We start from the raw sequence: 23,744 nt of genomic DNA, 5'->3' as shown, positions 1-23,744 counted from the left end.
AGATACAAAAAACCCCGCAACATTTGTGCGGGGTTTGTGAATGCTTTGCCTATTTATCGAGCGTGCAACACTAAGACCTCCGCGTATAAACCGCGAGGAGAGAGAGTAGGAGGTCGAGTTTGCTGCTAATTCTATTCATTTTATTTAAATATTTATTCTGTTCAAATAATCTAGGACGGTTAATATTTAACTTGCCTAGCCGAGAGTGTCAACCCTAATTTTTTCATGTTCCACTCATTCGACCTGTCTTAAGGCCAATAACTGTGAGTTTTATCCCCAAATAAGTGATCGATTCCACAGAATTAACCCGCTGTTTGGATTCAGAAAGCACTGGGATGTGTTAACTTATTCCCCTTAGAAAATAATAGTTTTTTATGCAAAAAACGATTAAGAAAAGTTATAATCTCGCCTTAGTGATTACGGATATTAGAGCTTACGCATTTTATGGAGCACAAAATGGATTTTCGCGTCTTGGTACTGAGCCTGTTGTTATGGCTGATCCCCTTTGGGGCGAGTGCTATAGACCAGTTGGATGAGCTCACAGAACTCGTCTACCAATATCCCAGTAAAGCCCTGACTCAAATCACTGCCTTAGAAAAACAATTTACAACCAGTGCCACTTCTGACATTAATCGACTCAGATTGAGTGTATTGAAATGCCAAAATCTGCTGCAACTGGGTGAGAACGAAGCTGCGATCAACGTGGCTCAGCTAGGCGAGGCCAATGCTAAGCAGCTTAAGCTCGATCAAGTTCGCCCCTACTTTTTGATTTGCCAAGCCGACGCCAATCTCAACTACAACAATATTCAAAATGCGCTGCCCTTGCTGGATTCAGCCATTACCTTAGCGCGACGCTATCAACAACCCCAAGCCTTAGTCGATGCCTTGCGTTTACGTGGTCAGCTCGATACCGACACAGATAACTTTTCCTCTGCCATCGAAGATTTACGTCTGGCCATCGATATTTATCCAGACATTCATACTCAGACCCAGAATTGGGTTTGGCCACCACAGGCTTATATTTATGCGGCCATGGGTAATTTACTCTACGCAACCCATGATTTCCCTCAGGCCATGTATTACACCAACTTAGGGATACAGAGCTCAGATGCCAAGGGCAAGGTATTACATATCATTCTACGAAATGCGGCCAGAATAGCGCTCGATAATCAAGAATTCGATTACAGTGATAAACTCGAAAAACAAGCAAAGGCACTACTACCTGAACTCGGTTCGCCACTTGAACTTGCCTACAGCTATGCCATTTTAGCTTCAATCGCACTCGATAAAGGCCGCATCGACACAGCCGAAGAATACCTTTCTATCGCCATCAATACCTTCAAGAAGCACAATCAGCAATTGGCTATGATGCGCTCGACCCGTCTGCTGGCACAAATACGCTTTGCCCAACATCAAGACGATGCCGCATTAATCCTAATGAATCACGCCATTGAACAAGCTGAAAGTCTAAAGCAGTATTCTGATCTCAAAGGATTTTACGGGATCATGAGCGATCACTACTTAGTGCAAGGAGATTTTAAGCAGGCCTATTCTTTCTTACTCAAACGCTATCGAGCTGCCGAACTCGCCAATCAAGGGATGAACACTGCACGGATATTGCAATTTAAAGCCCGCCTAAATCAACAAGATCTGCAGCAGGATCAGAATAGTACTGCGCCAGAAAAGGCATCGATCCTCCAAGAGTTAAATCTAGATTGGGCCTATAGCACTTTGTTCTTAATTGCGATGACGTTACTCGGCGGGGCTATTTGGTATTTGATTGATAAGCAAAATAATCGCGCGCCCCGTATCGAAGGCGAGGAGCCTGCGGAAACTCTGCTCCAACAAGCCACATCGTCCTTGAACAGTGCCAAACAAGGTAATTATCCGCTGTCATTATTACTTTTTAATGCGAGTCAAATACGGCAAGTTGACTTGCCGCCCCTGCAGGATGAGCTACAGCACAGATTGCGAGAGCAAGATAAGTTGATCCGATATTCGATGGATGAAATTGTGATTATCCTACCGCACACCTCTGCAGCTGGTGCTAAGAAAGTAGTCAATCAATTAGTGGCCTGTATTCAGCCTTGGCAGGGGTCAAGCAAGGTCAATATTGGTATCGCGGCAATGCAGCAGTTTGATACGTTAGAGTCTTTAATTAAGCGCGCCAGTATCAATCAATTGGGCAAGGTTAAAATCAGTGAGAATAATCCAAACCATTATTCTCCCGCTAAATAAGCCGCGATTTCATCGAGAAAAGCGTCGCCGAAACGACTCAGTTTACGCTCGCCGACCCCGTTAACGGCAAGCATCTCCCCCGCGCTGGTCGGCATCATGGCCGCCATTTCCGCCAGCGTCGCATCGTTAAACACTAAATACGGCGGTACATCCTGCTGCTCAGCTATGGTTCTTCGCAGTAACTTTAATCGCGCGAATAGCTTACGATCGTAGTTCAGCGGCGCCTTAGACTGGCTCACCTTGCGTTTTGTGGTCGTTAACTGAATACGAGGTTCGGCGAGCATTAATGCCACCTCACCTTTGAGTACAGGTCGTGCCGATGGGTTTAAGGTTATAGATGAACCTCGCGTCACATCTTGACTCGCCAGTCCCAAGTGGATCAATTGACGGATCACGCTCAACCAATACTCATGGCTCTTGTCTTTACCAATCCCCCAAGTCGTGAGTTTGTCATGGCCTCGGTCAACAATCGGGGCGCCTTTCGAGCCGCGCAACACTTCAATCAAGTGATTAATACCAAAACGCTGCCCTAACCGGAAAATACATGACAACACCTTTTGTGCATCTTCGGTGCCGTTATAACGCTTAGGCGGATCGAGGCAAATATCGCAGTTGCCACAGGGCTCTAGTGCGCTCTCATCAAAGTAATGCAGCAACACTTGGCGACGGCAGGTTTGCGCCTCGGCAAACGCCGCCATGGTATTGAGTTTATGGAATTCGACTTGCTGCTGCGGCCCGGGCTCAGACTGTTCAATCAAATGTCGCACCCGGCCAATATCGGCAGGGTCAAACAACATAAAGGCCTCGGCATCAAGCCCATCACGGCCCGCTCGGCCCGTTTCCTGATAATAGGCTTCGATACTTTTAGGAATATCGTAATGCACCACAAAGCGCACATTCGATTTATTGATCCCCATACCGAAAGCCACAGTGGCGACAACGATATCGATTTGATCTTTAAGGAAACTGTCCTGCACGGCACCACGATCTTCCTGCGTCATTCCCGCATGATAGGCCTTAGCATTAAAACCTTGCAGACATAAACGATCGGCTACTTCGTCGACACGGCGACGACTACTACAGTAAATAATCCCGTTGGTGCCATTTTGCTGGGTTAAAAAATGCCGTAACTGATTCGCAGCATTGAGCTTTTCCGCCACTGTGTAGCGAATATTAGGCCTATCGAAACTCGAGAGTAAACGGAACGGGTCAATCCCAAGTCGCTCGCAAATACTCTGCCGAGTCGCCTGATCCGCCGTTGCCGTCAGCGCCATCATGGGCACATAGGGAAAGAGTTGTTTTAGCTGACCGAGCGCCGCATATTCAGGGCGAAAATCATGACCCCATTGACTGATACAATGCGCCTCATCGATGGCAAACATCGCCAGCTGGAGCGACTGCATTCGCTCAATAAAATCAGCGGTTAATAAGCGCTCTGGTGACACATAAAGCAGTTTTAACTCACCGTGGCGCAGCTGCCTTAATACTTCGGCGCTCTGCTCTCGCGGCAATGAAGAATTGAGATAAGCCGCCGCAACACCTGTTTGCAACAAGCTATCGACTTGATCTTTCATCAAAGAAATCAATGGAGATACGACAATCGTAATGCCATCCATCAGCAACGCGGGGAGTTGATAGCAAAGACTCTTACCGCCGCCCGTTGGCATGATCACTAAGCAATCTTGCCCGCCGCAGACACGTTCTATCACCTCCCGCTGACCGTCCCTAAAGTCACGGTAACCAAACACCTGTGCGAGGCGTTGCGAGAGCGGATCATCATGCGTGTCGAGTACGAGCTTTTCCATGGATCTTCTATGTCAAAAGTGAGGGGGCCTATTCTAAAGGACTGAACCGCTCCTGTCTTGCGCCATCTTGTCGTAAACCCATTCAGGATTAAATGCCATCGACTAAGATCGCCCTCACTCAACTAACCATAATGCCCATAGCCAATTTATCTTCAATGTGGCTTAAGTTGCATTCTGCGCACGCTTCACTGTAGATTAATTGCTCTAAGCCGCACTTTGTTCATCTCAGTGTTGATAACAAATCCAATTACGCCTAATGCAGTCACTCAGTGACAAGGACCCAATAATGACCAGCCCAATCCAAGCCGAAGCTTTGAGAAGAGTCGCAGCAGTATTTGATCAACATGTCCCTTTCCATAATCTGCTCGGACTCGATATCAAGCGTTATGACATTGATGGCGTCGAAGTCGTGATCAACATGAAGCCTGAGCTGATTGGCAATATCCACCAGCAAATCCTCCACGGCGGTGTGACAGCCACGGTACTCGATGTGGTTGGCGGACTCACCGCCTTTGCAGGACTGGTCGCCAGTCGTGATGATTGGACGGTCGAAGAGCTGCAGCAACGCCTGCAAACCCTAGGCACTATCGATATGCGCGTCGATTATCTACGGCCGGGACGCGGCCTCACCTTTACCGGGACGGGCAGCGTGATCCGCGCGGGCAATAGGGTGTCGGTATGCCGCATGGAATTGCATAATGAGCAAGGCACACATATCGCTTTTGGGACAGGCACTTATATGGTGGGCTAGCCGTTTCACCGTAGATAACTCATTTACCGCATTAAAGCTCAAAGCCAGTAAACATCTTGATTAGCAAGATGTTTACTGGCGTTGATCGGCTATTTAATTTCTTATCGAGATATTCTGTAACCAAAAGAACGCGGCGATGCCCTTGAGTCAGCGGTCAGACACACCTACAATCGCCGTCTTGTTGTCCTTCGAAGATGTCTCATGCAAGATCTTGAATACCGCAAAGGGATCCTACTCGCCGTCAGTGCTTACTGTATGTGGGGTTTTGCGCCTTTATATTTCAAATTACTCAACCATGTCTCTGCCACCGAAATTTTGCTCCATCGGGTGATTTGGTCATTCGTGTTTATGCTGATCATTATGCAGTTTATCGGCGGGTTCTCACGCTTACGCTTACTGTTTAAACAACCTAAACAGCTGATGGTTCTCACCATTACTTCCATACTGATCGCGGGAAACTGGCTGCTATTTATCTGGGCGGTGAATAACGATCACATGCTCGATGCCAGCCTAGGTTACTTTATTAACCCTCTGCTCAACGTCTTGCTTGGTATGTTATTTCTAGGCGAAAGGTTACGTAAGCTGCAATGGTTTGCGGTCGCACTCGCCAGTGCTGGTGTGTTGATCCAATTAATCTCTTTTGGCTCTATTCCCATCGTCTCACTGGCACTCGCTGGCACCTTTGGTTTCTATGCGCTGCTGCGAAAAAAGGTCAATGTGGATGCTAAGGCTGGCTTATTGGTCGAAACCGCAGTGTTATTACCGGTCGCGCTAATTTACCTAGTCGCGACCTTAGACACAGCGACAGCGAGCATGCTGACCAACGATTGGCAACTTAATCTGATGTTAATGGCAGCGGGAATAGTGACCACGATTCCTTTACTCTGTTTTGCAGGGGCGGCGGTACGGATCCCATTATCTATGCTTGGATTTTTCCAATATATCGGCCCAAGTATCATGTTCATCCTAGCAGTGAGTCTGTTTAATGAGCCCTTCGATGCAGAAAAAGGCGTGACCTTCGGTTTTATCTGGAGTGCCCTGTTAGTATTTACCTTAGACATGGCCTATAAACGCAAAGCGGCGTGATTATTATCACGCCGATACACAGTTACAGAAGTGATGATGACTTCTGTAACTGTGCTAAAAATTCACTCCCTTGTGGCACTGTCAGTAATAAACTGTAGCCTTTAGTCGTTGGCACTAACACTAACTGCGATTTATCTGTTATCGCCAGAAATGCTCTACCTTTTCCCTGCAAATTAAACCAGCCTAATTGAAACCCTGGCATGCCTATACCGTTGGTTTTAAAGCTCGGCGTTAAATCAGCCTCTTGCTGCAAATCGACGATGCGCGCCTCGGAAGACAATAAATCCGCGCGGGATAACTGCACTTTATAGAAGGGCACATCCACTGTGAGTTCAGCATCGGTTAACACTAACTCGGCGCTATTGGATTGATAAAAAACCCATGAAAATCCGCCCATCATCACCAGCAATATGCCTAAACTCGCCGACTTCGCTATCTTAGGCATATTTTTTAGCCATAACATCAGCAAGATACCCGCTAAACCGAGCAATAAGACGATAAAACTGAAGATAGAGGTCTGGGTGAAAGGGGCGAGTTCGAAAAATTGAGGACTCATTGGCAGCATCTCCCGTGCAGTGAAGCCTTAATCTGCCAACAAAGACATATTATGTCAACAAAAATGCCAGCGCTAATATGAGTACTAGGCTGGCATTGATTGGATTGATTTAAAACGGCTTAGAGATCGAGCGCGAGAATTTTGGAGCGGCGTTGATAGTTATACAACTGCTTTTTCTTCTGTGGCAGTGCTTCAACATCTTCAATCACAAAACCATGCTCGAGGAACCAGTGAATGCTCCGTGTTGTCAGCGCAAACAAGCGTGAATAACCGCGGTTTCTGGCCTGATTGATAATGTTCTTCAGCAGTAAGCTCCCTCTGTCGGCATCGCGATAATCGGGATGCACCACCAAACAGGCAAACTCGCCCGCATTGTCCTCTTCAAAAGGATAAAGCGCAGCGCAACCAATCACTAAACCATCACGTTCAATCAACATGAACTGTTCAATTTCAATCTCGAGCTGCTCACGGCTACGACGCACCAGAATGCCTTGCTCCTCCAATGGACGAATAAGGTTCAGTACACCGCCAATATCGGCGATCGACGCACAGCGTAAACGCTCGGCACTCTCAGTCACGATTTGCGTGCCTATCCCTTCGCGAGAAAACAGTTCCTGCAGCAAAGCGCCATCTTCGAGGTAGCTAACTAAGTGACAACGCGGCACACCATTGCGGCAAGCATCGATACTGGCTTTCAAGAAAGCCATAGTGCCAATGCAGGCAGAACCTTGCTCGGCCAGCTTGTTCATGATGTTTTGCGCATCGTTCGGCATCAACTCGGCAATGACATCGCCATTGCGATCGAGAATACCGTTCTGTGAGCTAAAACCGATCATCTTATCTGCTTTGAGTTTGATCGCCACCTGGGTCGCGATTTCCTCGGCGGTCAGATTAAAACTTTCACCCGTCACAGAAGCCGCTATCGGCCCCATCAATACGATGCAGTGATTATCTAACTGACGTTTTAAGCCTTGCACATCGATACGACGCACTTTGCCACTCAGGCAAAAATCCACACCATTGTCGACACCAAGAGGTTGAGCAATCACAAAGTTTCCGCTCACTAAGTTAATTTGAGCGCCTTGCATCGGCGTATTGCTTAAGCTCATGGATAAACGCGCTGTGATATCAAATTGCAGTGCACCCGCAACTTGCTTGATCACTTTGAGCGAGTCTTCATCCGTGATACGCACACCTTCGTGGTAGGCAGGTTCAATACCGTTGACGGCTAATGCAGCATCAATCTGCGGCCTAGCGCCATACACCAACACCACTTTAATCCCTAAACTGTGCAGCAGGGCGACATCATTTAAGATGGCGCGGAAGTGACTCTGAGCCAAAGCTTCACCACCCAGCATGACCACAAAAGTTTTACCTCTGTGAGCATTAACATAGGGGGCAGAGTGACGAAATCCATCAACCAGTTCAGTAGTACGCACGCGTTATTTACACCTCATTTTTGAGCTGGCAGCGTCACTATGACATGCCAGGAATGAATCGCTAACTTTCGCGTATGGTATTGCATTTTAATTCACATATAAAGAATTTATTCTCACTAAAGTGCAGTTTTAATGATTTAAAGTGCTTAGAACTGCACTATTTTACATTTTCAGCAAGTGTTCACACTTTTTTAGCTTCACAGGGGATGATTCAGCGGCTTAAGTTTGCGAGGCAATTATCTCAACTTGATGACTAACTACTAAAAAAAGCACAAAAAAAAGCCCCTTAAATAAGGGGCTTTTCTCGAAACACTAACCAAGGATTACTTGATTTTTGCTTCTTTGTAGATAACGTGCTGACGAATAACTGGATCAAATTTTTTGATTTCCATTTTTTCAGGCATGTTACGCTTGTTTTTTTCAGTTGTGTAGAAGTGACCAGTTTTAGCTGTAGAAACTAATTTGATCTTCTCACGATTACCTTTAGCTTTAGCCATGATCTATTATACCTTCTCGCCACGAGCACGAAGTTCAGCAACAACAACTTCGATACCTTTTTTGTCGATCAGACGAATACCTTTAGTAGATACACGTAACTGTACGAAACGCTTTTCTTCTTCTAACCAAAAACGGTGGTTTTGTAGGTTAGGTAAAAAACGACGACGGGTCGCGTTTTTTGCGTGCGAACGGTTGTTACCAACCATCGGCTTCTTGCCAGTAACTTGGCATACTCTTGACATGTCAATCTTCTCCAAAAACAATTTTAACGCTCGAGCATTAATGTGCCTCGTATGGCCGTCGCCCGAGGCACAAAGAGGGCGCATTTTATACACGATCACAGAGTGAAGATCAAGTGTTAGATTAATTAATCCAGCCTCGTTCTGCAAAAGAAACTATCTCTCGATCACCTACAACCATATGGTCCAACAAGGATACGTCTATGGTTGCTAACGCATTTTTTAATCGCTCAGTTATTCGTCGGTCAGCCTGACTGGGCTCGGCAATACCAGACGGATGATTATGACAAACTATAACTGCTGCGGCCTTTTTCTCCAGCACTAAGCTCACCACTTCACGTGGGTACACTGAGGCTGAGTCTATTGTACCGCGGAATAATTCGACAAATTGAATCACTCTATGCTGGCTATCCAGCAGTAAAACTGCGAACACTTCATAGGAGCGATCGGCCAATTGTCGCATTAAATAGTCCCGAGTTAAATCGGGATTTGTTAAAACTTGACCTCTTTGCAGATTTTCCTGCGCTACACGCCTCGCTAATTCGGCCGCAGCTTGAAGCTGGGCGTATTTTACAGGTCCTACGCCCGGAAGTCGACATACCTGATTTCGAGGAGCACAAAGCAGGTTTCTGAGGCCGCCAAACTCGTTAATAAGCGACCTTGCAAGGTCAACCGCGTTTAATCCCGCCAAACCGTTCCGCAGTAATACCGCCAATAACTCCGCATCCGACAGTTGCCCCGCCCCTTTTTCTAACAGTTTATCTCTCGGACCTTCCCCCTCAGGCCAATCTTTAATGCCCATGCGACCTCCCTGTCATCTCACATATTTTCACTTTACTGAGTATGGACGAGATTTTTTGAACTGGGAGAGTCACTAAAATTCACCGCTTTGTGATATTGTTGGCGGCATTATTTCTATCTCGGATGATGTCTGTGAGTCTGACAAATAAAAACGTCCTGCTGGGCATTGGCGGCGGTATTGCGGCCTATAAAAGCGCTGATTTAGTCCGCCGCTTAAAAGAGCGTGGCTGTGATGTGCGTGTGGTGATGAGCCAGAGTGCGATGGAATTTATCACCCCTCTTACGCTGCAAGCGTTATCTGGGCATCCCGTTGCCTCAAGCCTGCTCGATCCTGCGGCAGAAGCAGCCATGGGCCACATAGAACTCGCTCGTTGGGCAGATCTCGTCATCATTGCCCCTGCAACTGCAAACCTATTGGCGCGGATTAATGCCGGTATGGCCGATGAGCTGATCACCACCACGTGTCTTGCCACAGAGGCGCCCATTGCACTGTGTCCAGCAATGAATCAGCAGATGTACCGTAATCTAGCGACGCAGGCGAATTTAACCAGTCTGGCATCCCGCGGCTTTACACTTTGGGGACCCGCCAGTGGCAGTCAAGCCTGTGGTGAAGTCGGCCCGGGTCGTATGTTAGAGCCATTAGACATAGCGGAACTGGCTACACAATTTTTTGCCACGCATGACGCCGTTGAATTTAAGCCGCTCGCAGGACAGTCGGTGCTGATCACCGCAGGACCAACCCGTGAGGCGATTGATCCCGTCAGATACATTTCGAATCACAGTTCTGGAAAAATGGGCTTTGCCTTAGCCAAAGCCGCAGCAGATATGGGCGCAACGGTCACCTTAGTCTCTGGCCCAGTGAATCTAAGCACCCCAGAAGGCGTGACCCGCATTGATGTTGAATCGGCGCAGAATATGCTCGATGCTGTGATGGATAGCGTTGATAAAAAAGATATTTTTATTGGTTGCGCCGCCGTTGCTGACTATCGCATTAGCGACATCGCCACCTGTAAGATCAAAAAATCGGCAGAAGAAATGCAACTTGCGCTGGTGAGGAATCCTGATATCTTAGCCACGGTTGCGAGCTTACCTAACCGTCCTTTTGTGGTGGGATTCGCCGCAGAAACCCATGATGTAGAAGCCTACGCCCGCGATAAACTCAAACGTAAAAACTTGAATATGATCGCCGCAAACGACGTTTCCGTTGCAGGTATTGGCTTTAATGCCGATGCCAATGCCCTGCGAGTGTTCTGGCCGCACGGCAGTCAAGACTTGCCTGCCACTGACAAACTCACGCTGGCACGGCAATTACTTTCGTTGATAGTGAAAGAAAAAACAAATACATGAAAACACCGATTGAATTAAAAATTCTCGACTCCCGTATCGGCTCAGAATTTCCTTTACCTGCCTACGCCACACCGGGCAGTGCAGGCATGGATCTTCGTGCCATGATCGACACGACTTTGACCATAGCACCGGGTGAAACCGTGCTTATTCCAACTGGGATTGCCGTTCATGTTGCCGATCCCGGGCTGGCTGCTGTGATTTTGCCGCGCTCAGGTCTTGGCCATAAACACGGTATCGTACTGGGGAATCTGGTCGGACTCATAGATTCTGATTACCAAGGCCCTCTAATGGTATCTTGCTGGAATCGTAGCGACAGTCCATTCACCTTAGAAATTGGCGATCGTCTCGCACAACTGGTGTTTGTTCCTGTAGTACAAGCACAATTCAAACTCGTTGATGAGTTCGACAGCTCAGATCGTGGTGAAGGCGGATTTGGCCATTCAGGCACTAAATAATCCCCAAAATCGTTATTGAGCCAAGGATACTGCAATGGCTGTAAGCCCAAAAATTAATCGTCGTGAACATATTTTGCAATGCCTAGCGCAAATGCTAGAAACCAACCCAGGACAAAGGATCACCACAGCGAAACTGGCCTCAGAAGTCGGTGTATCGGAAGCCGCCCTGTACCGTCACTTCCCGAGTAAAGCACGGATGTTCGAAGGCTTAATCGAATTTATCGAAGAGTCGTTATTGTCGCGCATCAATTTAATCATGGATGACGAAAAAGACACCATGAAGCGCTGCCAACTGGTGCTGCAACTGTTACTGATCTTTGCCGAGCGTAACCCGGGGATTTCCCGCGTCCTCAATGGTGATGCGCTGCTCGGAGAAAATGAACGCCTGCGCAGCCGCATTAGTAATTTATTTGCCAAAATTGAAACCCAGTTGAAGCAAATACTACGGGAAAAAACCCTGCGGGAAGGCAAAGGCTTCAACTTAGACGAAGCCATATTAGCCAATTTACTGTTAGCCTTTGCCGAAGGGCGAATCGCTCAATTTGTACGAAGTGAATTCAAACTCAAACCTACCACACACTTCGATGAACAGTGGCGTTTTATCCAGCACCAACTTCTACAAAGCTAATGATTTTTCAACATAAAGGACGGTAACTACTGTCCTTTTTTTCTATATTCCTTCCTTGTTTCACTACCTCTTTTGTTTTATCCTCGAAAAACATTTTCAGAACAAAAAACACAATGATTTTACAAGGATGTCAGATGAAACCCTTCCAATTAGCCACTTTGGTTACGCTTTGCTTGCCTATGCTGCCCCTAAACACTTTTGCGGCCGATACCACTGCAAGCAATACCGTGTTGCTAGCACAACAGTTCAGTAAAGGTGATGAATATTCAAATGTTAAAATATCTCCTACTGGCAAATACTTAAGTGCAATCACGAGTGTCGAGGGTAAAAACGTTCTCTTAGTCTTAGACACCCAAACCAAAAAACTCCTCAATGCGATACGTTTTCCCAGTAATGCTCAAGTCGGCGACTATGAATGGGCCAATAGTGAGCGACTGGTACTGGCAAAAGAATACCTAAAAGGCTGGAGAGATGTTCCTCAGTACTACGGAGAATTATTAGCCATAAATGCCGATGGTTCACGAAAGGCTTATCTATTTGGCTTCGAGAGTGGCGAGCAACAAACAGGTTCAAATATTAAGAAAAATACTGCAATAAATGCCACAGCATTTATTCTCGATCCTCTGCCGGATGATGAGCGCTACATGCTAGTTAACGCTATTCCATGGAACGATAGGATCAATCTTGACTTTGAACTATCACAAGATGTATATCGAGTAGACCTATTTACTGGGGTTCGTAAGCGCATCACAGGCTCACCCATCGGCCAAGCCCGCTTTATGACAGACCATCAAGGGGAAGTTCGCTTCGTTGCCGGAGAGGACAATAAAAACATCACTAAAGTGTTCTACCGTAAAGACGGTAACTGGGTAAATACCGATAAACTCAATCTAGGTCTTGCTGATTTTAAACCACTCTCCTTTACCGATGATAAAAATACGATTTATGCCGCAGGTCGCTCCCAAGGTGAAACCTTAGGGGTGTATAAAATTAATCTCGAAACGGGTGATAAAACTGAAATCATTCAGGATGAAAATGTTGACCCTAGCAACTTTTGGATTAACGGCACCAATAAACAACTTTACGCCGTCGAGTTTGAAAATGGCTACCCAAGTTATGCCTTCGTCGATAATGAGGATACACACGCGAAATTGCTAAAAGATCTGCTTGGTGCTCTCCCTGGCCATCAAGTACGAATTGTTAGCGAAACCCGAGATGCAGAAAAACTCGTTGTAGTTGCATTTAATGATCGTAATCCTGGTGATTACTACATATTTGATACGAAAAAACTGAAACTTGAATACTTAGCCGCCGCAAAGAAATGGCTCGACCCAGAACAAATGGCTGAGGTAAAGCCCATCAGTTTCACCAGTCGTGATGGTAAACAACTCCATGGATATCTAACTCTACCCTTTGGTAAAGAAGCTAAAAATCTGCCCTTAGTCGTCAATCCACACGGTGGTCCACACGGTATTCGTGACTGGTGGGGCTTTGACCCGCAAAACCAATATCTAGCGAGCCAAGGTATAGCCGTTCTTCAGGTCAACTTCCGTGGCTCGGGTGGATATGGCGATCAATTTGAGCGCGCTGGTTATCAAAAATGGGGCTCGGATATTCAATACGATATCATCGACGGCACCCAATATGTCATTGACCAAGGTTTCGCCGATAAGGCACGCATCTGTATCGTTGGCGGCAGTTTTGGTGGTTACAGCGCCTTACAGAGCGCCGTACTTGCTCCAGATATGTTTAAATGCGCCATAGGTGTAGCTGGCGTATATGATCTTGAATTGATGTTTGATGAAGGCGATGTAGCCAGTAGCCGTTCTGGCACTAGCTATCTCAAGGATGTGCTTGGCCAAGATAAAGCGGTACTCAAAGCAATGTCTCCTTCTGAAAATGTCGATAAACTCAAAGCAAACATACTATTGGTGCATGGTGGTGAAGATGATCGAGCGCCAATCGAGCAACTCGAATCCCTCGAAAAAGGCCTAAAAGCTCACAATTATCCTTACCAAAAACTGGTAATGGACAATGAAGGGCACGGTTTTTATAACGATGAGCATAGAGCGAAATACTATGAACAAATGCTCAGCTTCCTAAAAACTAATCTAAAACTTTAGGATTGACTCAAACTTGCCGTCACTGCCAGTCTACACTCGATTGGCAGTGGCTGATTTAAAGCCGATATCCGATAAGGACTATCGGCTTTTTCATGTGGCCTATGCGCGTTTTTCGGTATGAATTGTCTGCAATTCGCGTTATCCTCCTCCCCCTATTCTTGCCCTAGCGAGAATAACAATAATTTGTATCTGATGCTGAACAGCCTAAGTACTACTCGATGATCAGCATAGGTTTTCTGTTATAGCCGCTACGACGTAGTGGAGGATAAGATGGCATTAAGTGAAGCAGCAGTAAAAGTACAAGCCGCGTTATTAGAACGTGGACTTGAAACCCCAATGCTCCCAAGCGTTTACAGCAGTGAAGAACGTAAAGACAAGATTGAACATCATATGAAAGAAATCCTGACATTAATGTCATTGGATCTGTCAGACGATAGCCTTGCCGATACGCCGCGCCGCATTGCTAAAATGTACGTCGATGAAATCTTCTCCGGCTTAGATTATGCGAACTTCCCTAAGATCACTGTGATCGACAATAAGATGGGCTTCGATGAAATGGTGCGAGTGCAAGACATTAGCCTCACCAGCACCTGCGAACACCATTTAGTGACGATCGATGGCACTGCGACAATAGCTTATCTACCACGCAAAAAAATCATTGGTTTATCAAAGATTAATCGTATCGTGCGTTTCTTTGCCCAACGTCCACAAGTGCAAGAGCGTTTGACTCAGCAAGTGTTAGTCGCGCTGCAGACTTTGCTCGAAACTAAAGATGTTGCGGTTAAAATGGATGCTGTGCATTACTGCGTAAAATCCCGTGGTGTGATGGACTCCACCAGTTCAACCACTACCACAGCGCTGGGCGGCATTTTCAAGTCTAACCCTGCGACCCGCGCCGAGTTTTTGCACCAGTCGAAATAAGTGTATTGAAGCGTGCCTAAATCAATAGCAATCAATACCACTCAACAAAAAAACGCTGCGATTCCTTCTATAGAATCGCAGCGTTTTTTTGTTTTCATACCAACCCAATCAAACCCTTCTCGGTCTAGATAAGGTCATTACTGGCTGATTAACTGATTTCACAAAGTTAGTGATACCCACTTGATCAATACCAGCGGCCAAACGCTAGACTCAAATACCGTATTGTTCGCGGTACTGGCTCACGGCGGCAAGTTGCGCTTCCATTCCAGGCTTTTCTGATAAATAGCTAATGAGGTCGGCAAGTTTAATGATCGCAACAATGCCGCAGCCAAAATCACGCTCAACCTCTTGAATAGCCGATAACTCGCCCTTGCCTTTTTCTTGTCTATCTAAGGCGATCAACACACCGGCTAATTGTGCCTTATGGGCTTCGATGATTTCCATCGACTCACGAATCGCAGTACCGGCAGTGATCACGTCGTCTACCAACATAACGCGGCCTTTCAGCTCGCTTCCGACTAAGCTGCCACCTTCGCCGTGATCTTTTTTCTCTTTGCGGTTAAAGCAGTAAGGGATATCGATATCGTGGTGTTCACACAGGGCAACCGCCGTAGTGGTCGCAATCGGAATGCCTTTGTAAGCTGGGCCAAACAGCAAATCGTAATCAATGCCAGAATCCACCAACGCAGCGGCATAGAAACGGCCTAAACGCGCTAAGTCACGGCCAGTATTGAACAAACCCGCATTGAAGAAATAAGGACTGATACGACCCGATTTAAGGGTAAATTCGCCAAATCGCAACACCTGACGTTCTAAGGCAAATTCAATAAACTCACGTTGATAGGCTTTCACAATATCTCCTTACGGCTTTGTCTTTTATTGGTTTTTATTAGGTAATGTCTTATTAGGCAACATTTAATTCGGTACATGGCTTGTCTAACACTAGCATCTTGCTGCAGATAAAAAGTTGCAGCTAATAAAAAGCCCCGCACTCTATAACATGACGGGGCTTGTTCATCACCACACTATTAGTTCAGTGCGGCTTTCTGCACATCGACGATTTCACGAATACTGTTCTTCGCCAATGCCAACAGTTCGAGTAATTCTTCGTGGCTGAATGGCTCGCCTTCGGCGGTGCCTTGAATTTCGATGATCTTTCCCGTTTCCGTCATCACCACGTTCATGTCAGTTTCAGCGGCGCTGTCTTCGATATATTCTAGATCGCTGATCGCTTCACCCTTGTAAATACCGACGCTGACTGCAGCGATAAGGAATTTAAGCGGGTTAGATTTAATGATGCCTTTACCACGCGCCCAGTTCAACGCATCCACTAAGGCCACACAGGCGCCAGTGATAGAGGCAGTGCGCGTGCCACCGTCAGCTTGGATCACATCACAATCGATCACGATAGTGTTTTCGCCTAGGGCTTTCATATCCACACAGGCGCGTAGAGCACGGCCGATAAGACGTTGAATTTCTTGCGTACGGCCAGATTGCTTACCGCGAGCGGCTTCACGATCCATACGGCTATGGGTCGAACGTGGCAACATGCCGTATTCCGCCGTCACCCAGCCTTGACCCTGACCTTTAAGGAAACGTGGCACACCTTCAGTAAAACTGGCGGTACAAAGCACTTTCGTTTCGCCAAATTCCACTAACACAGAACCTTCGGCATGGGCCGTAAACTGGCGAGTGATAGTGATGGGACGAGTTTGTGCTGGCGTTCTGTTACTTGGACGCATGCGAGATTCCTGTATTCTGAGTCATTGACCGATTTTGGCTGCATATTATAAGGGCTTGAGCCTTAGGATGCCATGCTTAGGGTGATTCTCTGGCAAACTCATCTAGGCAAAGTACCCATTAACTTGCGGTCTTATACTGTATGCCTTTAATCCTAAAGCCATTGACTCTATAATCGCCTCTCATTATGACGATTAAACCATTAGGACAACCCATGATCCAAAGCATGACAGCCTACGCTCGCATCGAGCACAAAGCACAATGGGGCACTGCCTCCTGGGAAATTCGCTCAGTCAATCAACGTTATCTCGAAACTTACCTACGTTTACCCGAGCAATTCCGCAGTTTCGAACCCGTACTGCGCGACCGCCTACGTAAACGCTTAAGCCGCGGCAAAGTTGAAGTCAATTTGCGCTACGAACTGGCAGACAACAGCAACAACGAGCTGCAATTGAATCAAGCGCTGGCCAAACAGCTATTAGGCGCTGCTAATTGGCTCAAGCAAGAAGCGGGACAAGGCGATGTCAATCTTACCGACATCCTGCGCTGGCCGGGCGTGCTAGCAAGCGGTGAACAAGATATGGATGCCATCGGCGCCGATCTGATGACAGCCTTCGATTCAGCCATAGATCAATTCATCGAAGCCCGTGGCCGTGAAGGCGAAGCCATCAAAGACATGCTACTAAGCCGCTTAGACGGAGTCAGCGAGCAAATCGCCGTTGTACGCGAGCACATGCCTACTGTGATGCTGTATCAACGCGAAAAGCTCACCAACCGCCTTGCGGAAATCAAAGGTGAACTCGACCCAGCCCGCATCGAGCAAGAAATGGTGCTACTGGCACAGAAACAAGATGTGGCCGAAGAAATGGATCGCCTCGAAGCCCATGTGGCCGAAGCCCGCCGTATCCTCAAAAAAGGCGGCAGCGAAGGTCGCCGTTTAGACTTTATGATGCAGGAATTTAACCGCGAATCGAACACGCTCGCCTCTAAATCGATCAGCACTGAAATCACCTCAGCCGCAGTGGAACTTAAAGTTCTTATCGAGCAAATGCGCGAGCAGATCCAAAACGTTGAATGATATCCACAACCATCCATCAAGTATTATTAACCATTGTTTTTAATCAATTTTAATATTCATCCGTCTACTAACATCCATCTATATCCACCAACACCCACCGCCATATGGTGGGTATATTGGTGGGTATGCTACAATAACCCCGATCGTCAGTGGTGGGTATTATTGGCTTTCATAAAAGCAATCTTAAGGTCATGATGGGGAGTAGATTTATGGGAAACCTAACAGTAAAAGAGATTGAGTCCAAGGCTAAAGGAGAACCAGGCCGGTATGCAGATGGAGCCGGTCTGTATTTTGTTGTCCCAAAGCTTGGCGTTCCATATTGGATGCTCCGTTACACGGCGCAATCCAAACGCAAGGAAATGACCTTAGCAAAATACAGTGATATGTCTCTTGCGGATGCGCGTGCGGAAGCTGCTACCAAAATGAAACAGTTTCGCGATGGTCTCGACCCGCTCATAGCCAAAAAACGTGCAGAGCAATCCAAAATCAAAACCGTTGATGATCTCTTTGCCGATTGGCATTTAGGTAACGTTAAAAGTGTAGTGGTCAAGTAAAATTGGCCACGGTTTTAGAGTCATTCCAATATAAACGTTCTGACTCATTTGGCGTTAACCCACCATTATATTGATGGGGTCTGGTCTCACTGTAATATCCAGTGATGTAATTTGTGATCTCTTTATCTGCTTCTGTAAAATTCCCATAACCACTGGCGGGTATCCACTCAGATTTCAAACTTCTAAAGAAACGCTCCATTGGTGCGTTATCCCAACAATTCCCGCGACGACTCATACTTTGCTCAATCTGAAGACGCCATATTAATTGTCTGAATTTCAAGCTCGTGTAATGTGAACCTTGATCGCTGTGATATATCACATTCTCAGGCTTACCCCTTAACTCAAATGCCATTTTCAAAGCTTTACAGGTCAGCTCACTATCTGGTGATAATGACAAAGCCCATCCAACAGGTTTGCGGGAAAATAAGTCTAAAACAACGGCTAGATAGGCCCAGCGATTACCGACCCAAACATACGTCACGTCGCCACACCACACTTGATCTGGTTGAGTTACTGCAAACTGTCGATTAAGCGTATTGGGGATTGCAACATGCTCTTGTGTCGCTTTCCGATAAGAATGCTTAGGCTGCTGACAGCTTAATAACCCAAGCTTTTTCATTAGATTACGGGCTCGATAACGACTGAGACCAATCCCTTTGTTAGTCACTAATTGCGCTATCGTTCGCGCACCGGCAGAGCCATGACTAATGCGATGTGCGGCCTTCACTTCACTGCATAAAATAGTAAAGTCTGCATCAATATGTTCTTTTCTTTTTAGCCAATACTTATAGCTACTTCGATGCACTTTGAATGCATTACAAATTGTGAGAATAGAGTGGCTCTGCTTGAGTGCGCTGATTAGCGTAAATTGTTCATCGAGTCTGACATCAAGAGAGCGGTAGCCTTTTTTAGGATAAGATTGTGCTCCTCAAGACGAGCTATTTGCTTCTTCAGCTCACGGATTTCAATTTGTTCAGGGGTAATCGGAGATGCTTTTGGTGTGCCACCCTGGCGTTCTAGTTTTAACTGTCTCACCCATTTATCCATAGTGGACTTACCTACGTTCATCGCCTTTGCAGCTTCGATGATACTATGGTTTTTATCGAGGACTAATTGGGCTGCTTCAAGTTTGAATTCAGCACTAAATGTTTTTCTGGTTGTCGATCTCATGTGTTCACCTAAAGTCATCTACGAGGTAATAATATCACCTCTATTTAGGTGGCCAATATTAGTGTGCCACTACAAAGACTCAAGCACCACGAAATCCCCGAACGTATCTACCGTAAAGACATTGCTCCCCATATAGGCAGCTTCAACGTCGATAGCGTCACAGCCAGAGACATAAAGGCTGTATTACAAGCCATTGCAGCCACTAACCGCCCAGCAATAGCTAACGATGCTCTAATGTACTGCAAGCAGCTTTTTAATCACGGCATAAAGCTGGATCTGCTTGGCGCAAATCCCGCAAGTGCATTTTCTATATCAGATGCTGGTGGCTTAGAAAAAAGTAAAGACCGCGCTTTAACGCGAGAGGAAGTCACCACGTTTTTTAAAATCGCTAGGGAAAATAGTAACAGCTTTAGCCGTGACAACTATCTAGCCTGTGCACTACTGATTACATTGGGAGTACGTAAGTCTGAGTTGGCTGAAGCGCCTTGGAAGGAGTTTAATCTTGATGAAAAGGTGTGGAATCTGTCCAAAGACAGAAGCAAATCAGGTGTGGGTATTGCGATTCCATTGCCTCCCATAGTGATGGGATGGTTATATGAGTTAAAAATTAGAGCACATGACTCCGAGTATCTCTTCCCAAGCAGACGCTCCAGTAAAAATCCCCATATGGGCCCTGATACGCTAAACCGAGCAATCACTAAACTATTTGGCCACGAAGCTGGTAAGAAAAAACAGCCCCCAAACTTAATGGGTGATATGCCCCACTTCACTGTGCACGATCTACGTCGTACCTGCCGCACCCTGCTTGCAAAACAAGGAACGCCAGGGCACGTTGCAGAGCGTTGCCTTAACCACAAACTAAAGGGTGTTGAAGGGATTTATAACCAGCATGATTATTTCGATGAGCGAAGGGAAGCGTTAGAAAAATTGTCACAGTATTTGAAAGAGATTATCAATTACCAAAAGTGTAAATAATAATTATTTAAGCTAAATTCAACCCGTTTAATAGGTTGCATTAAACGGGTTGATGCTAAAATAACATTCATAAGGCTGTGCGTTACGAAGTATAATCCTCAAGGTTTACACCTACCTTAACGCGCATCATATAGTCTCTCGGCCGTTACCCATAAATCCGATGGATTACAATTTATCGCTTGGGCTAGTTTCCATACTGAAGCTATAGATGCCTTCGCGACACCACGTTCAACACTTGATACAAACGAACGTGCAAGTTCAGCCTTATCAGCAAGCCCCTCTTGGTTATAGCCAAGCTCGACCCCGCGTAACTGTTCTGGTCAACAAAATTTGGCCACAGCTTTAGAATCTTCCCAAAATCTTCGCTCTGATTCATTTGGGCTCAATTCCGCATTGCCGACAAGCAAATCTTAAAGCAAATCCTTGTAAATAGATTATTGAAGCAGCTGTAGGGTGCCTTACAGCTGCTTCAATCTTAAAAATCAACTCACCACTTCATGTTCTTGCATCAAACCCGCAATGCTCCGACCCAACTCGATATCGTCATGGGGGATCAGCAAGTAACGCCATTGCTTGCCAGAATGCTGGCTTGCATGTTCGTTCGCATACTTGCACCAGCGAACAGCAGCCCGAGCTTTAGCTTGCACCTCAGGAGTTGATACATCGGCAGCCTTTTTGGGCTCGATCAGCAAACAGGCATCTTTGGTCTCCACCACGAAATCAGGCTCATAGTTCTGCCCATTGGCATACTCGATCCGGAACTGTCCGTGAGCGGGTTTCATCCACTTGAGCACGCTGGCATCTCCTTCAAGGATCTGCGCTAAACGCCACTCACCATCGACAGAATCAAATTTTTGGTACGGATAACAGCATTTGTTAAAGCCAGTGAACAGCATCTGGCGAACCCTGCTCTTCTCTCCAGCCTGAACAGGTGATCGGAAGTCTCGTGGTTGTTCATTGTGGGCATAGTTGAAGGTGGCAGGGCGTAATACATCAAACCCTTTAGTGACATGACCAACGTAATCCGTTGGTGTTGTCCACATATGCTGTTTCATCTGACCCCAGATAAAGTCTGCCAGTTGTCGACCCTGTATTTTGAGCAGAACCTCCACCTCTTCATCATTCAGGTAAGTTTGCAAATGCACTACCATTTGTCCTGCAAGGCGGTAAAGCAATCCCGCATGCTCGTCATAATCGATTTCGTCATGGTCGAAGAGATAATGAACCAGGTAGTTTTCCAGACGGTCCTCTGACATACCGCTTTGAGCCCAACTAATGGTGCTGGAGCTGTTGTCCTGCAGATTTTGCAGCAGCATCTCCTGACTACCAGGTCGCATTGCAATGCTGCTTAGTCTGCCAAGCTCAAATTCATCAAAGCCATAGTTCACATCACGGGTCGGCAGAATCACGATCTGGGGTATGTCGATAGTGTGTTCTGCCACTTTCTCCGAAATCTGGCCAACCAGCTTCGCAATACTCTTCTCATCCAGCTCACGCGGAGCAATCGGATCAGGGGAAGACTTACCGGTCAGCTCAGGCTGAATGGCTGGGCTGGAGATAGGTGGTGATATCTCCTTCATGACCTGCTGAACCTTACGGGTAACACTTTGTAGCACTTCAGGCGTCAGCAGCTCCTTACTGCTTCCAAGACGTTTGGCTTCATCGCTGATGATTCTGACGGTGATCTCGGCAACTTGCCGCTGAGCCTCAGTTGCGAGAACCGGAGGAGGATTACCCGTGTGTGTACTGTTGCCCTGGTACGGTGGAGCAAAGCCCTCCTTGACTTGATGGCCCTGACCATCAGTAGGAGTTAGTCCCAGTTGCGTATCGGCCTGCGACGGCACGATCACTTGATTGGGCTTATGTTCCGGGATCCCGTCATCGTCATCATCGGCACCGATGAAGAGTGTTTTCTTGATGATAGAGTCTTCCTGGTTGGAACGGTCAATGATCTCTTGAAACCGGTCATGGGCAATGATCGTCAAACGATCCACGGCCTCTATCCCTGTCCGTTTCCCATAGGGCAGGCGCAAGCCCCGGCCAATGGTCTGCTCGGTCAAGATCTCGGAGGCAGACGCACGCAACGGCACTATGGTGTAGAGGTTGGTGACATCCCAGCCTTCTTTAAGCTTGTTAACGTGAATGACTATCTCGGTGCTCTTGTCATGCTCAACCGCTAACAGGCGTTGAGTGTTTTCGTCAGACTCTTGGCCGGTCTGGTTAGAGTGGACGGTAATAACCTTGCCCTTATAGGCACCATGGAAAAATTCACTGTCTTCTATACGGGACTTGATGGCTTCGGCGTGGGCGGTATCTTGCGCCACCACCAGCATAAAAGGCTTAACCAATGGCCTACCGGTATTGTTGGCATAGCTGGCCAACTCGGTTTTGACGTATTCATGATGGTGGATACCATCTTCCAGCTTGATAGTTTCAAGCTGCTGTTCGCTGTAACTACTGGCTTTGAAGTCTTTGCGGGTAGCTACTGCCGGAGTCTTGATGTAACCATCATTGAGGGCTCGGGCAAGCGGATAGTGAAACACAATATTCTTGAAATCTCGTGGCTTGGCCCCAGTGGTTTTCGGCGTTGCCGTCAGCTCGATACCCAACACAGGCTTGAGGTCGTTGATTGCCGTTGCACCAGAGTCGGCGTAGTAACGATGGGCCTCGTCCATCAAGACCACCAGATCAGGCAAGTCGGCCAGGTAGTTGAAGTAGGAGTCCCCGATATACTCTTGAAGGCGACGTATTTTCGCCTGCTTGGACTTCTCGGCCCCTTTCTTGTTATCCAGAGCATTGATCTTGGAAACATTAAAAATGTTGATATGCGGCGCGGTCTCGGCAGCAAACAAATCCCCCGTGGCGCTCATCGTTTGAACCTGATCCAGACGAACGCCACGGCCCTCCTGATAATCATCACCGGTGATCAATACCGGCGGTGTCTGGGCCAATTCGGGAATGCCTTGGAACACATACTTGGGCGAGCCGGGCAGGAAATCCTGCTTCAGCTTTTCATAAATTGTCAGGTTAGGAGCCAAGACAAAGAAATGGTGGCTACGTCCGGTCAAATAGAGCCATGCGATCATGGCTCCCATCAAGCGGGTCTTACCAACACCGGTTGCCAGAGCAAAGCAGAGCGAAGGGAAATCTCGCTCAAAACTCTTGAATGGCAGCTTCTCGGCTTTGAGGAGATCAATCCAGCGCTGTAAATCAGGCTCCTTCTCCAGCTTCAGTTGTTCTAACAAGCGGTAGAGAATTGCGAGCGATTCACTCTGCGGCTTGCGCAGGGAAAGACGCGCCCCGATCTGGTTGGCGATAGTGGTCCCGTTATTCATCTCTT

21 protein-coding genes and 1 pseudogene are annotated in these 23,744 nt (G+C 46.9%); 11 read left to right on the top strand and 11 right to left on the bottom strand.

What is annotated here, in order from left to right; translation table 11 throughout:
• Positions 1-456: 456 nt before the first annotated feature.
• On the top strand, positions 457-2,238 hold the full coding sequence (locus tag AC5YB3_RS13945) for a diguanylate cyclase domain-containing protein (RefSeq protein WP_432371329.1): 1,782 nt from the start codon (positions 457-459) through the stop codon (positions 2,236-2,238).
• Here the strand turns inward: AC5YB3_RS13945 and recQ are convergent.
• Entirely contained in the window at positions 2,220-4,043 is a 1,824-nt protein-coding gene (recQ, locus tag AC5YB3_RS13940; RefSeq protein ID WP_432371331.1) for a DNA helicase RecQ, read from the bottom strand. The genes AC5YB3_RS13945 and recQ overlap by 19 nt on opposite strands.
• Positions 4,044-4,329: 286 nt before the next feature.
• On the opposite strand from recQ, the gene AC5YB3_RS13935 reads away from it, so the two are divergent.
• Both AC5YB3_RS13935 and rarD read left to right on the top strand, forming a co-directional pair.
• The gene (locus AC5YB3_RS13935; RefSeq protein WP_006079875.1) at positions 4,330-4,794 is read left to right on the top strand and encodes a thioesterase family protein; all 465 of its coding nucleotides are present in this window, start codon (positions 4,330-4,332) and stop codon (positions 4,792-4,794) included.
• Between the two features lie 201 nt (positions 4,795-4,995).
• A complete protein-coding gene (gene rarD / locus AC5YB3_RS13930) occupies positions 4,996-5,880 on the top strand; it encodes an EamA family transporter RarD (RefSeq protein ID WP_006079874.1) in 885 nt (294 codons plus the stop codon).
• Between the two features lie 22 nt (positions 5,881-5,902).
• Here rarD and AC5YB3_RS13925 read toward each other — a convergent pair whose 3' ends face one another.
• The 5 genes from AC5YB3_RS13925 to radC all read right to left on the bottom strand — a co-directional run bounded on the left by AC5YB3_RS13925 (position 5,903) and on the right by radC (position 9,414).
• Positions 5,903-6,436, bottom strand: a complete 534-nt coding sequence (locus tag AC5YB3_RS13925) for a PH domain-containing protein (RefSeq protein WP_432371333.1) — start codon at positions 6,434-6,436, stop codon at positions 5,903-5,905.
• A gap of 119 nt (positions 6,437-6,555) precedes the next feature.
• On the bottom strand, positions 6,556-7,875 hold the full coding sequence (gene argA / locus AC5YB3_RS13920) for an amino-acid N-acetyltransferase (RefSeq protein WP_311999408.1): 1,320 nt from the start codon (positions 7,873-7,875) through the stop codon (positions 6,556-6,558).
• 323 nt (positions 7,876-8,198) lie between these two features.
• Positions 8,199-8,372, bottom strand: a complete 174-nt coding sequence (rpmG, locus tag AC5YB3_RS13915) for a 50S ribosomal protein L33 (protein WP_006079871.1) — start codon at positions 8,370-8,372, stop codon at positions 8,199-8,201.
• Between the two features lie 6 nt (positions 8,373-8,378).
• Entirely contained in the window at positions 8,379-8,615 is a 237-nt protein-coding gene (gene rpmB / locus AC5YB3_RS13910; RefSeq protein WP_006079870.1) for a 50S ribosomal protein L28, read from the bottom strand.
• Between the two features lie 121 nt (positions 8,616-8,736).
• Positions 8,737-9,414, bottom strand: coding sequence for a RadC family protein (gene radC / locus AC5YB3_RS13905; RefSeq protein WP_494525538.1), 678 nt, complete (start codon positions 9,412-9,414; stop codon positions 8,737-8,739).
• Positions 9,415-9,536: 122 nt separating this feature from the next.
• Here radC and coaBC point away from each other — a divergent pair, with 122 nt between their 5' ends.
• The 5 genes from coaBC (at position 9,537) to folE (ending at position 14,887) form a co-directional block, all read left to right on the top strand.
• A complete protein-coding gene (gene coaBC, locus AC5YB3_RS13900; RefSeq protein WP_494527190.1) occupies positions 9,537-10,760 on the top strand; it encodes a bifunctional phosphopantothenoylcysteine decarboxylase/phosphopantothenate--cysteine ligase CoaBC in 1,224 nt (407 codons plus the stop codon).
• Positions 10,757-11,215, top strand: a complete 459-nt coding sequence (gene dut / locus AC5YB3_RS13895; RefSeq protein WP_311990582.1) for a dUTP diphosphatase — start codon at positions 10,757-10,759, stop codon at positions 11,213-11,215. The genes coaBC and dut overlap by 4 nt, the downstream gene beginning before the upstream one ends.
• 34 nt (positions 11,216-11,249) lie before the next feature.
• Positions 11,250-11,843 carry a nucleoid occlusion factor SlmA gene (gene slmA, locus AC5YB3_RS13890; protein ID WP_006079866.1) on the top strand — a complete coding sequence of 198 codons (594 nt, stop codon included), beginning with the start codon at positions 11,250-11,252 and terminating at the stop codon, positions 11,841-11,843.
• A 134-nt stretch (positions 11,844-11,977) separates the two neighbouring features.
• On the top strand, positions 11,978-13,966 hold the full coding sequence (locus tag AC5YB3_RS13885; RefSeq protein WP_494525537.1) for an alpha/beta hydrolase family protein: 1,989 nt from the start codon (positions 11,978-11,980) through the stop codon (positions 13,964-13,966).
• A 270-nt stretch (positions 13,967-14,236) separates the two neighbouring features.
• Complete coding sequence (gene folE / locus AC5YB3_RS13880; RefSeq protein WP_006079864.1) at positions 14,237-14,887, top strand: GTP cyclohydrolase I FolE; 651 nt, start codon at positions 14,237-14,239, stop codon at positions 14,885-14,887.
• 210 nt (positions 14,888-15,097) lie between these two features.
• Here folE and pyrE read toward each other — a convergent pair whose 3' ends face one another.
• Together pyrE and rph are read right to left on the bottom strand one after the other, a co-directional pair.
• Positions 15,098-15,739, bottom strand: coding sequence for an orotate phosphoribosyltransferase (gene pyrE, locus AC5YB3_RS13875; protein WP_259511916.1), 642 nt, complete (start codon positions 15,737-15,739; stop codon positions 15,098-15,100).
• A gap of 176 nt (positions 15,740-15,915) precedes the next feature.
• On the bottom strand, positions 15,916-16,629 hold the full coding sequence (gene rph / locus AC5YB3_RS13870) for a ribonuclease PH (protein WP_006079862.1): 714 nt from the start codon (positions 16,627-16,629) through the stop codon (positions 15,916-15,918).
• Positions 16,630-16,841: 212 nt separating this feature from the next.
• Here rph and AC5YB3_RS13865 point away from each other — a divergent pair, with 212 nt between their 5' ends.
• Together AC5YB3_RS13865 and AC5YB3_RS13860 are read left to right on the top strand one after the other, a co-directional pair.
• On the top strand, positions 16,842-17,705 hold the full coding sequence (locus AC5YB3_RS13865) for a YicC/YloC family endoribonuclease (protein WP_006079861.1): 864 nt from the start codon (positions 16,842-16,844) through the stop codon (positions 17,703-17,705).
• A 209-nt stretch (positions 17,706-17,914) separates the two neighbouring features.
• A complete protein-coding gene (locus tag AC5YB3_RS13860; RefSeq protein WP_494525536.1) occupies positions 17,915-18,259 on the top strand; it encodes an Arm DNA-binding domain-containing protein in 345 nt (114 codons plus the stop codon).
• Here the strand turns inward: AC5YB3_RS13860 and AC5YB3_RS13855 are convergent.
• Positions 18,252-19,429 (bottom strand): IS3-like element ISSba5 family transposase gene (locus AC5YB3_RS13855; RefSeq protein WP_086010626.1). Its coding sequence is split into 2 segments (ribosomal slippage): positions 18,252-19,171 and positions 19,171-19,429, totalling 1,179 coding nucleotides; the frame shifts between segments, so codons are not numbered across the junction. The two genes, AC5YB3_RS13860 and AC5YB3_RS13855, sit on opposite strands and share 8 nt — an antisense overlap.
• Positions 19,430-19,492: 63 nt before the next feature.
• Between AC5YB3_RS13855 and AC5YB3_RS13850 the strand changes: the two genes are divergently transcribed.
• Positions 19,493-20,404: a tyrosine-type recombinase/integrase gene (locus AC5YB3_RS13850; protein ID WP_494525535.1), complete on the top strand. Its 912-nt coding sequence runs from the start codon at positions 19,493-19,495 to the stop codon at positions 20,402-20,404.
• 116 nt (positions 20,405-20,520) lie between these two features.
• Here the strand turns inward: AC5YB3_RS13850 and AC5YB3_RS13845 are convergent.
• Positions 20,521-20,706, bottom strand: a pseudogene (locus AC5YB3_RS13845) (helix-turn-helix domain-containing protein); the annotation flags it as partial.
• A gap of 180 nt (positions 20,707-20,886) precedes the next feature.
• Positions 20,887-23,739 carry a DEAD/DEAH box helicase gene (locus tag AC5YB3_RS13840; protein ID WP_494525534.1) on the bottom strand — a complete coding sequence of 951 codons (2,853 nt, stop codon included), beginning with the start codon at positions 23,737-23,739 and terminating at the stop codon, positions 20,887-20,889.
• Between the last annotated feature and the right edge of the window lie 5 nt (positions 23,740-23,744).

This window comes from Shewanella sp. 1311 (genome assembly GCF_059338235.1).
The sequence above is the reverse complement of the archived record's forward strand: the minus strand, read 5'-3'. Positions and strand labels throughout refer to the sequence as shown.

Bases quoted from the DNA above. Each gene is read 5' to 3' on its own strand.
- slmA (WP_006079866.1), top strand. From the start codon at position 11,250: ATGGCTGTAAGCCCAAAAATTAATCGTCGTGAACATATTTTGCAATGC.
- rpmG (WP_006079871.1), bottom strand. From the start codon at position 8,372: ATGGCTAAAGCTAAAGGTAATCGTGAGAAGATCAAATTAGTTTCTACA.
- coaBC (WP_494527190.1), top strand. From the start codon at position 9,537: ATGATGTCTGTGAGTCTGACAAATAAAAACGTCCTGCTGGGCATTGGC.
- AC5YB3_RS13945 (WP_432371329.1), top strand. From the start codon at position 457: ATGGATTTTCGCGTCTTGGTACTGAGCCTGTTGTTATGGCTGATCCCC.
- rpmB (WP_006079870.1), bottom strand. From the start codon at position 8,615: ATGTCAAGAGTATGCCAAGTTACTGGCAAGAAGCCGATGGTTGGTAAC.
- AC5YB3_RS13865 (WP_006079861.1), top strand. From the start codon at position 16,842: ATGATCCAAAGCATGACAGCCTACGCTCGCATCGAGCACAAAGCACAA.
- dut (WP_311990582.1), top strand. From the start codon at position 10,757: ATGAAAACACCGATTGAATTAAAAATTCTCGACTCCCGTATCGGCTCA.
- AC5YB3_RS13885 (WP_494525537.1), top strand. From the start codon at position 11,978: ATGAAACCCTTCCAATTAGCCACTTTGGTTACGCTTTGCTTGCCTATG.
- AC5YB3_RS13840 (WP_494525534.1), bottom strand. From the start codon at position 23,739: ATGAATAACGGGACCACTATCGCCAACCAGATCGGGGCGCGTCTTTCC.
- AC5YB3_RS13860 (WP_494525536.1), top strand. From the start codon at position 17,915: ATGGGAAACCTAACAGTAAAAGAGATTGAGTCCAAGGCTAAAGGAGAA.
- rph (WP_006079862.1), bottom strand. From the start codon at position 16,629: ATGCGTCCAAGTAACAGAACGCCAGCACAAACTCGTCCCATCACTATC.
- AC5YB3_RS13935 (WP_006079875.1), top strand. From the start codon at position 4,330: ATGACCAGCCCAATCCAAGCCGAAGCTTTGAGAAGAGTCGCAGCAGTA.
- recQ (WP_432371331.1), bottom strand. From the start codon at position 4,043: ATGGAAAAGCTCGTACTCGACACGCATGATGATCCGCTCTCGCAACGC.
- rarD (WP_006079874.1), top strand. From the start codon at position 4,996: ATGCAAGATCTTGAATACCGCAAAGGGATCCTACTCGCCGTCAGTGCT.
- AC5YB3_RS13925 (WP_432371333.1), bottom strand. From the start codon at position 6,436: ATGAGTCCTCAATTTTTCGAACTCGCCCCTTTCACCCAGACCTCTATC.
- folE (WP_006079864.1), top strand. From the start codon at position 14,237: ATGGCATTAAGTGAAGCAGCAGTAAAAGTACAAGCCGCGTTATTAGAA.
- radC (WP_494525538.1), bottom strand. From the start codon at position 9,414: ATGGGCATTAAAGATTGGCCTGAGGGGGAAGGTCCGAGAGATAAACTG.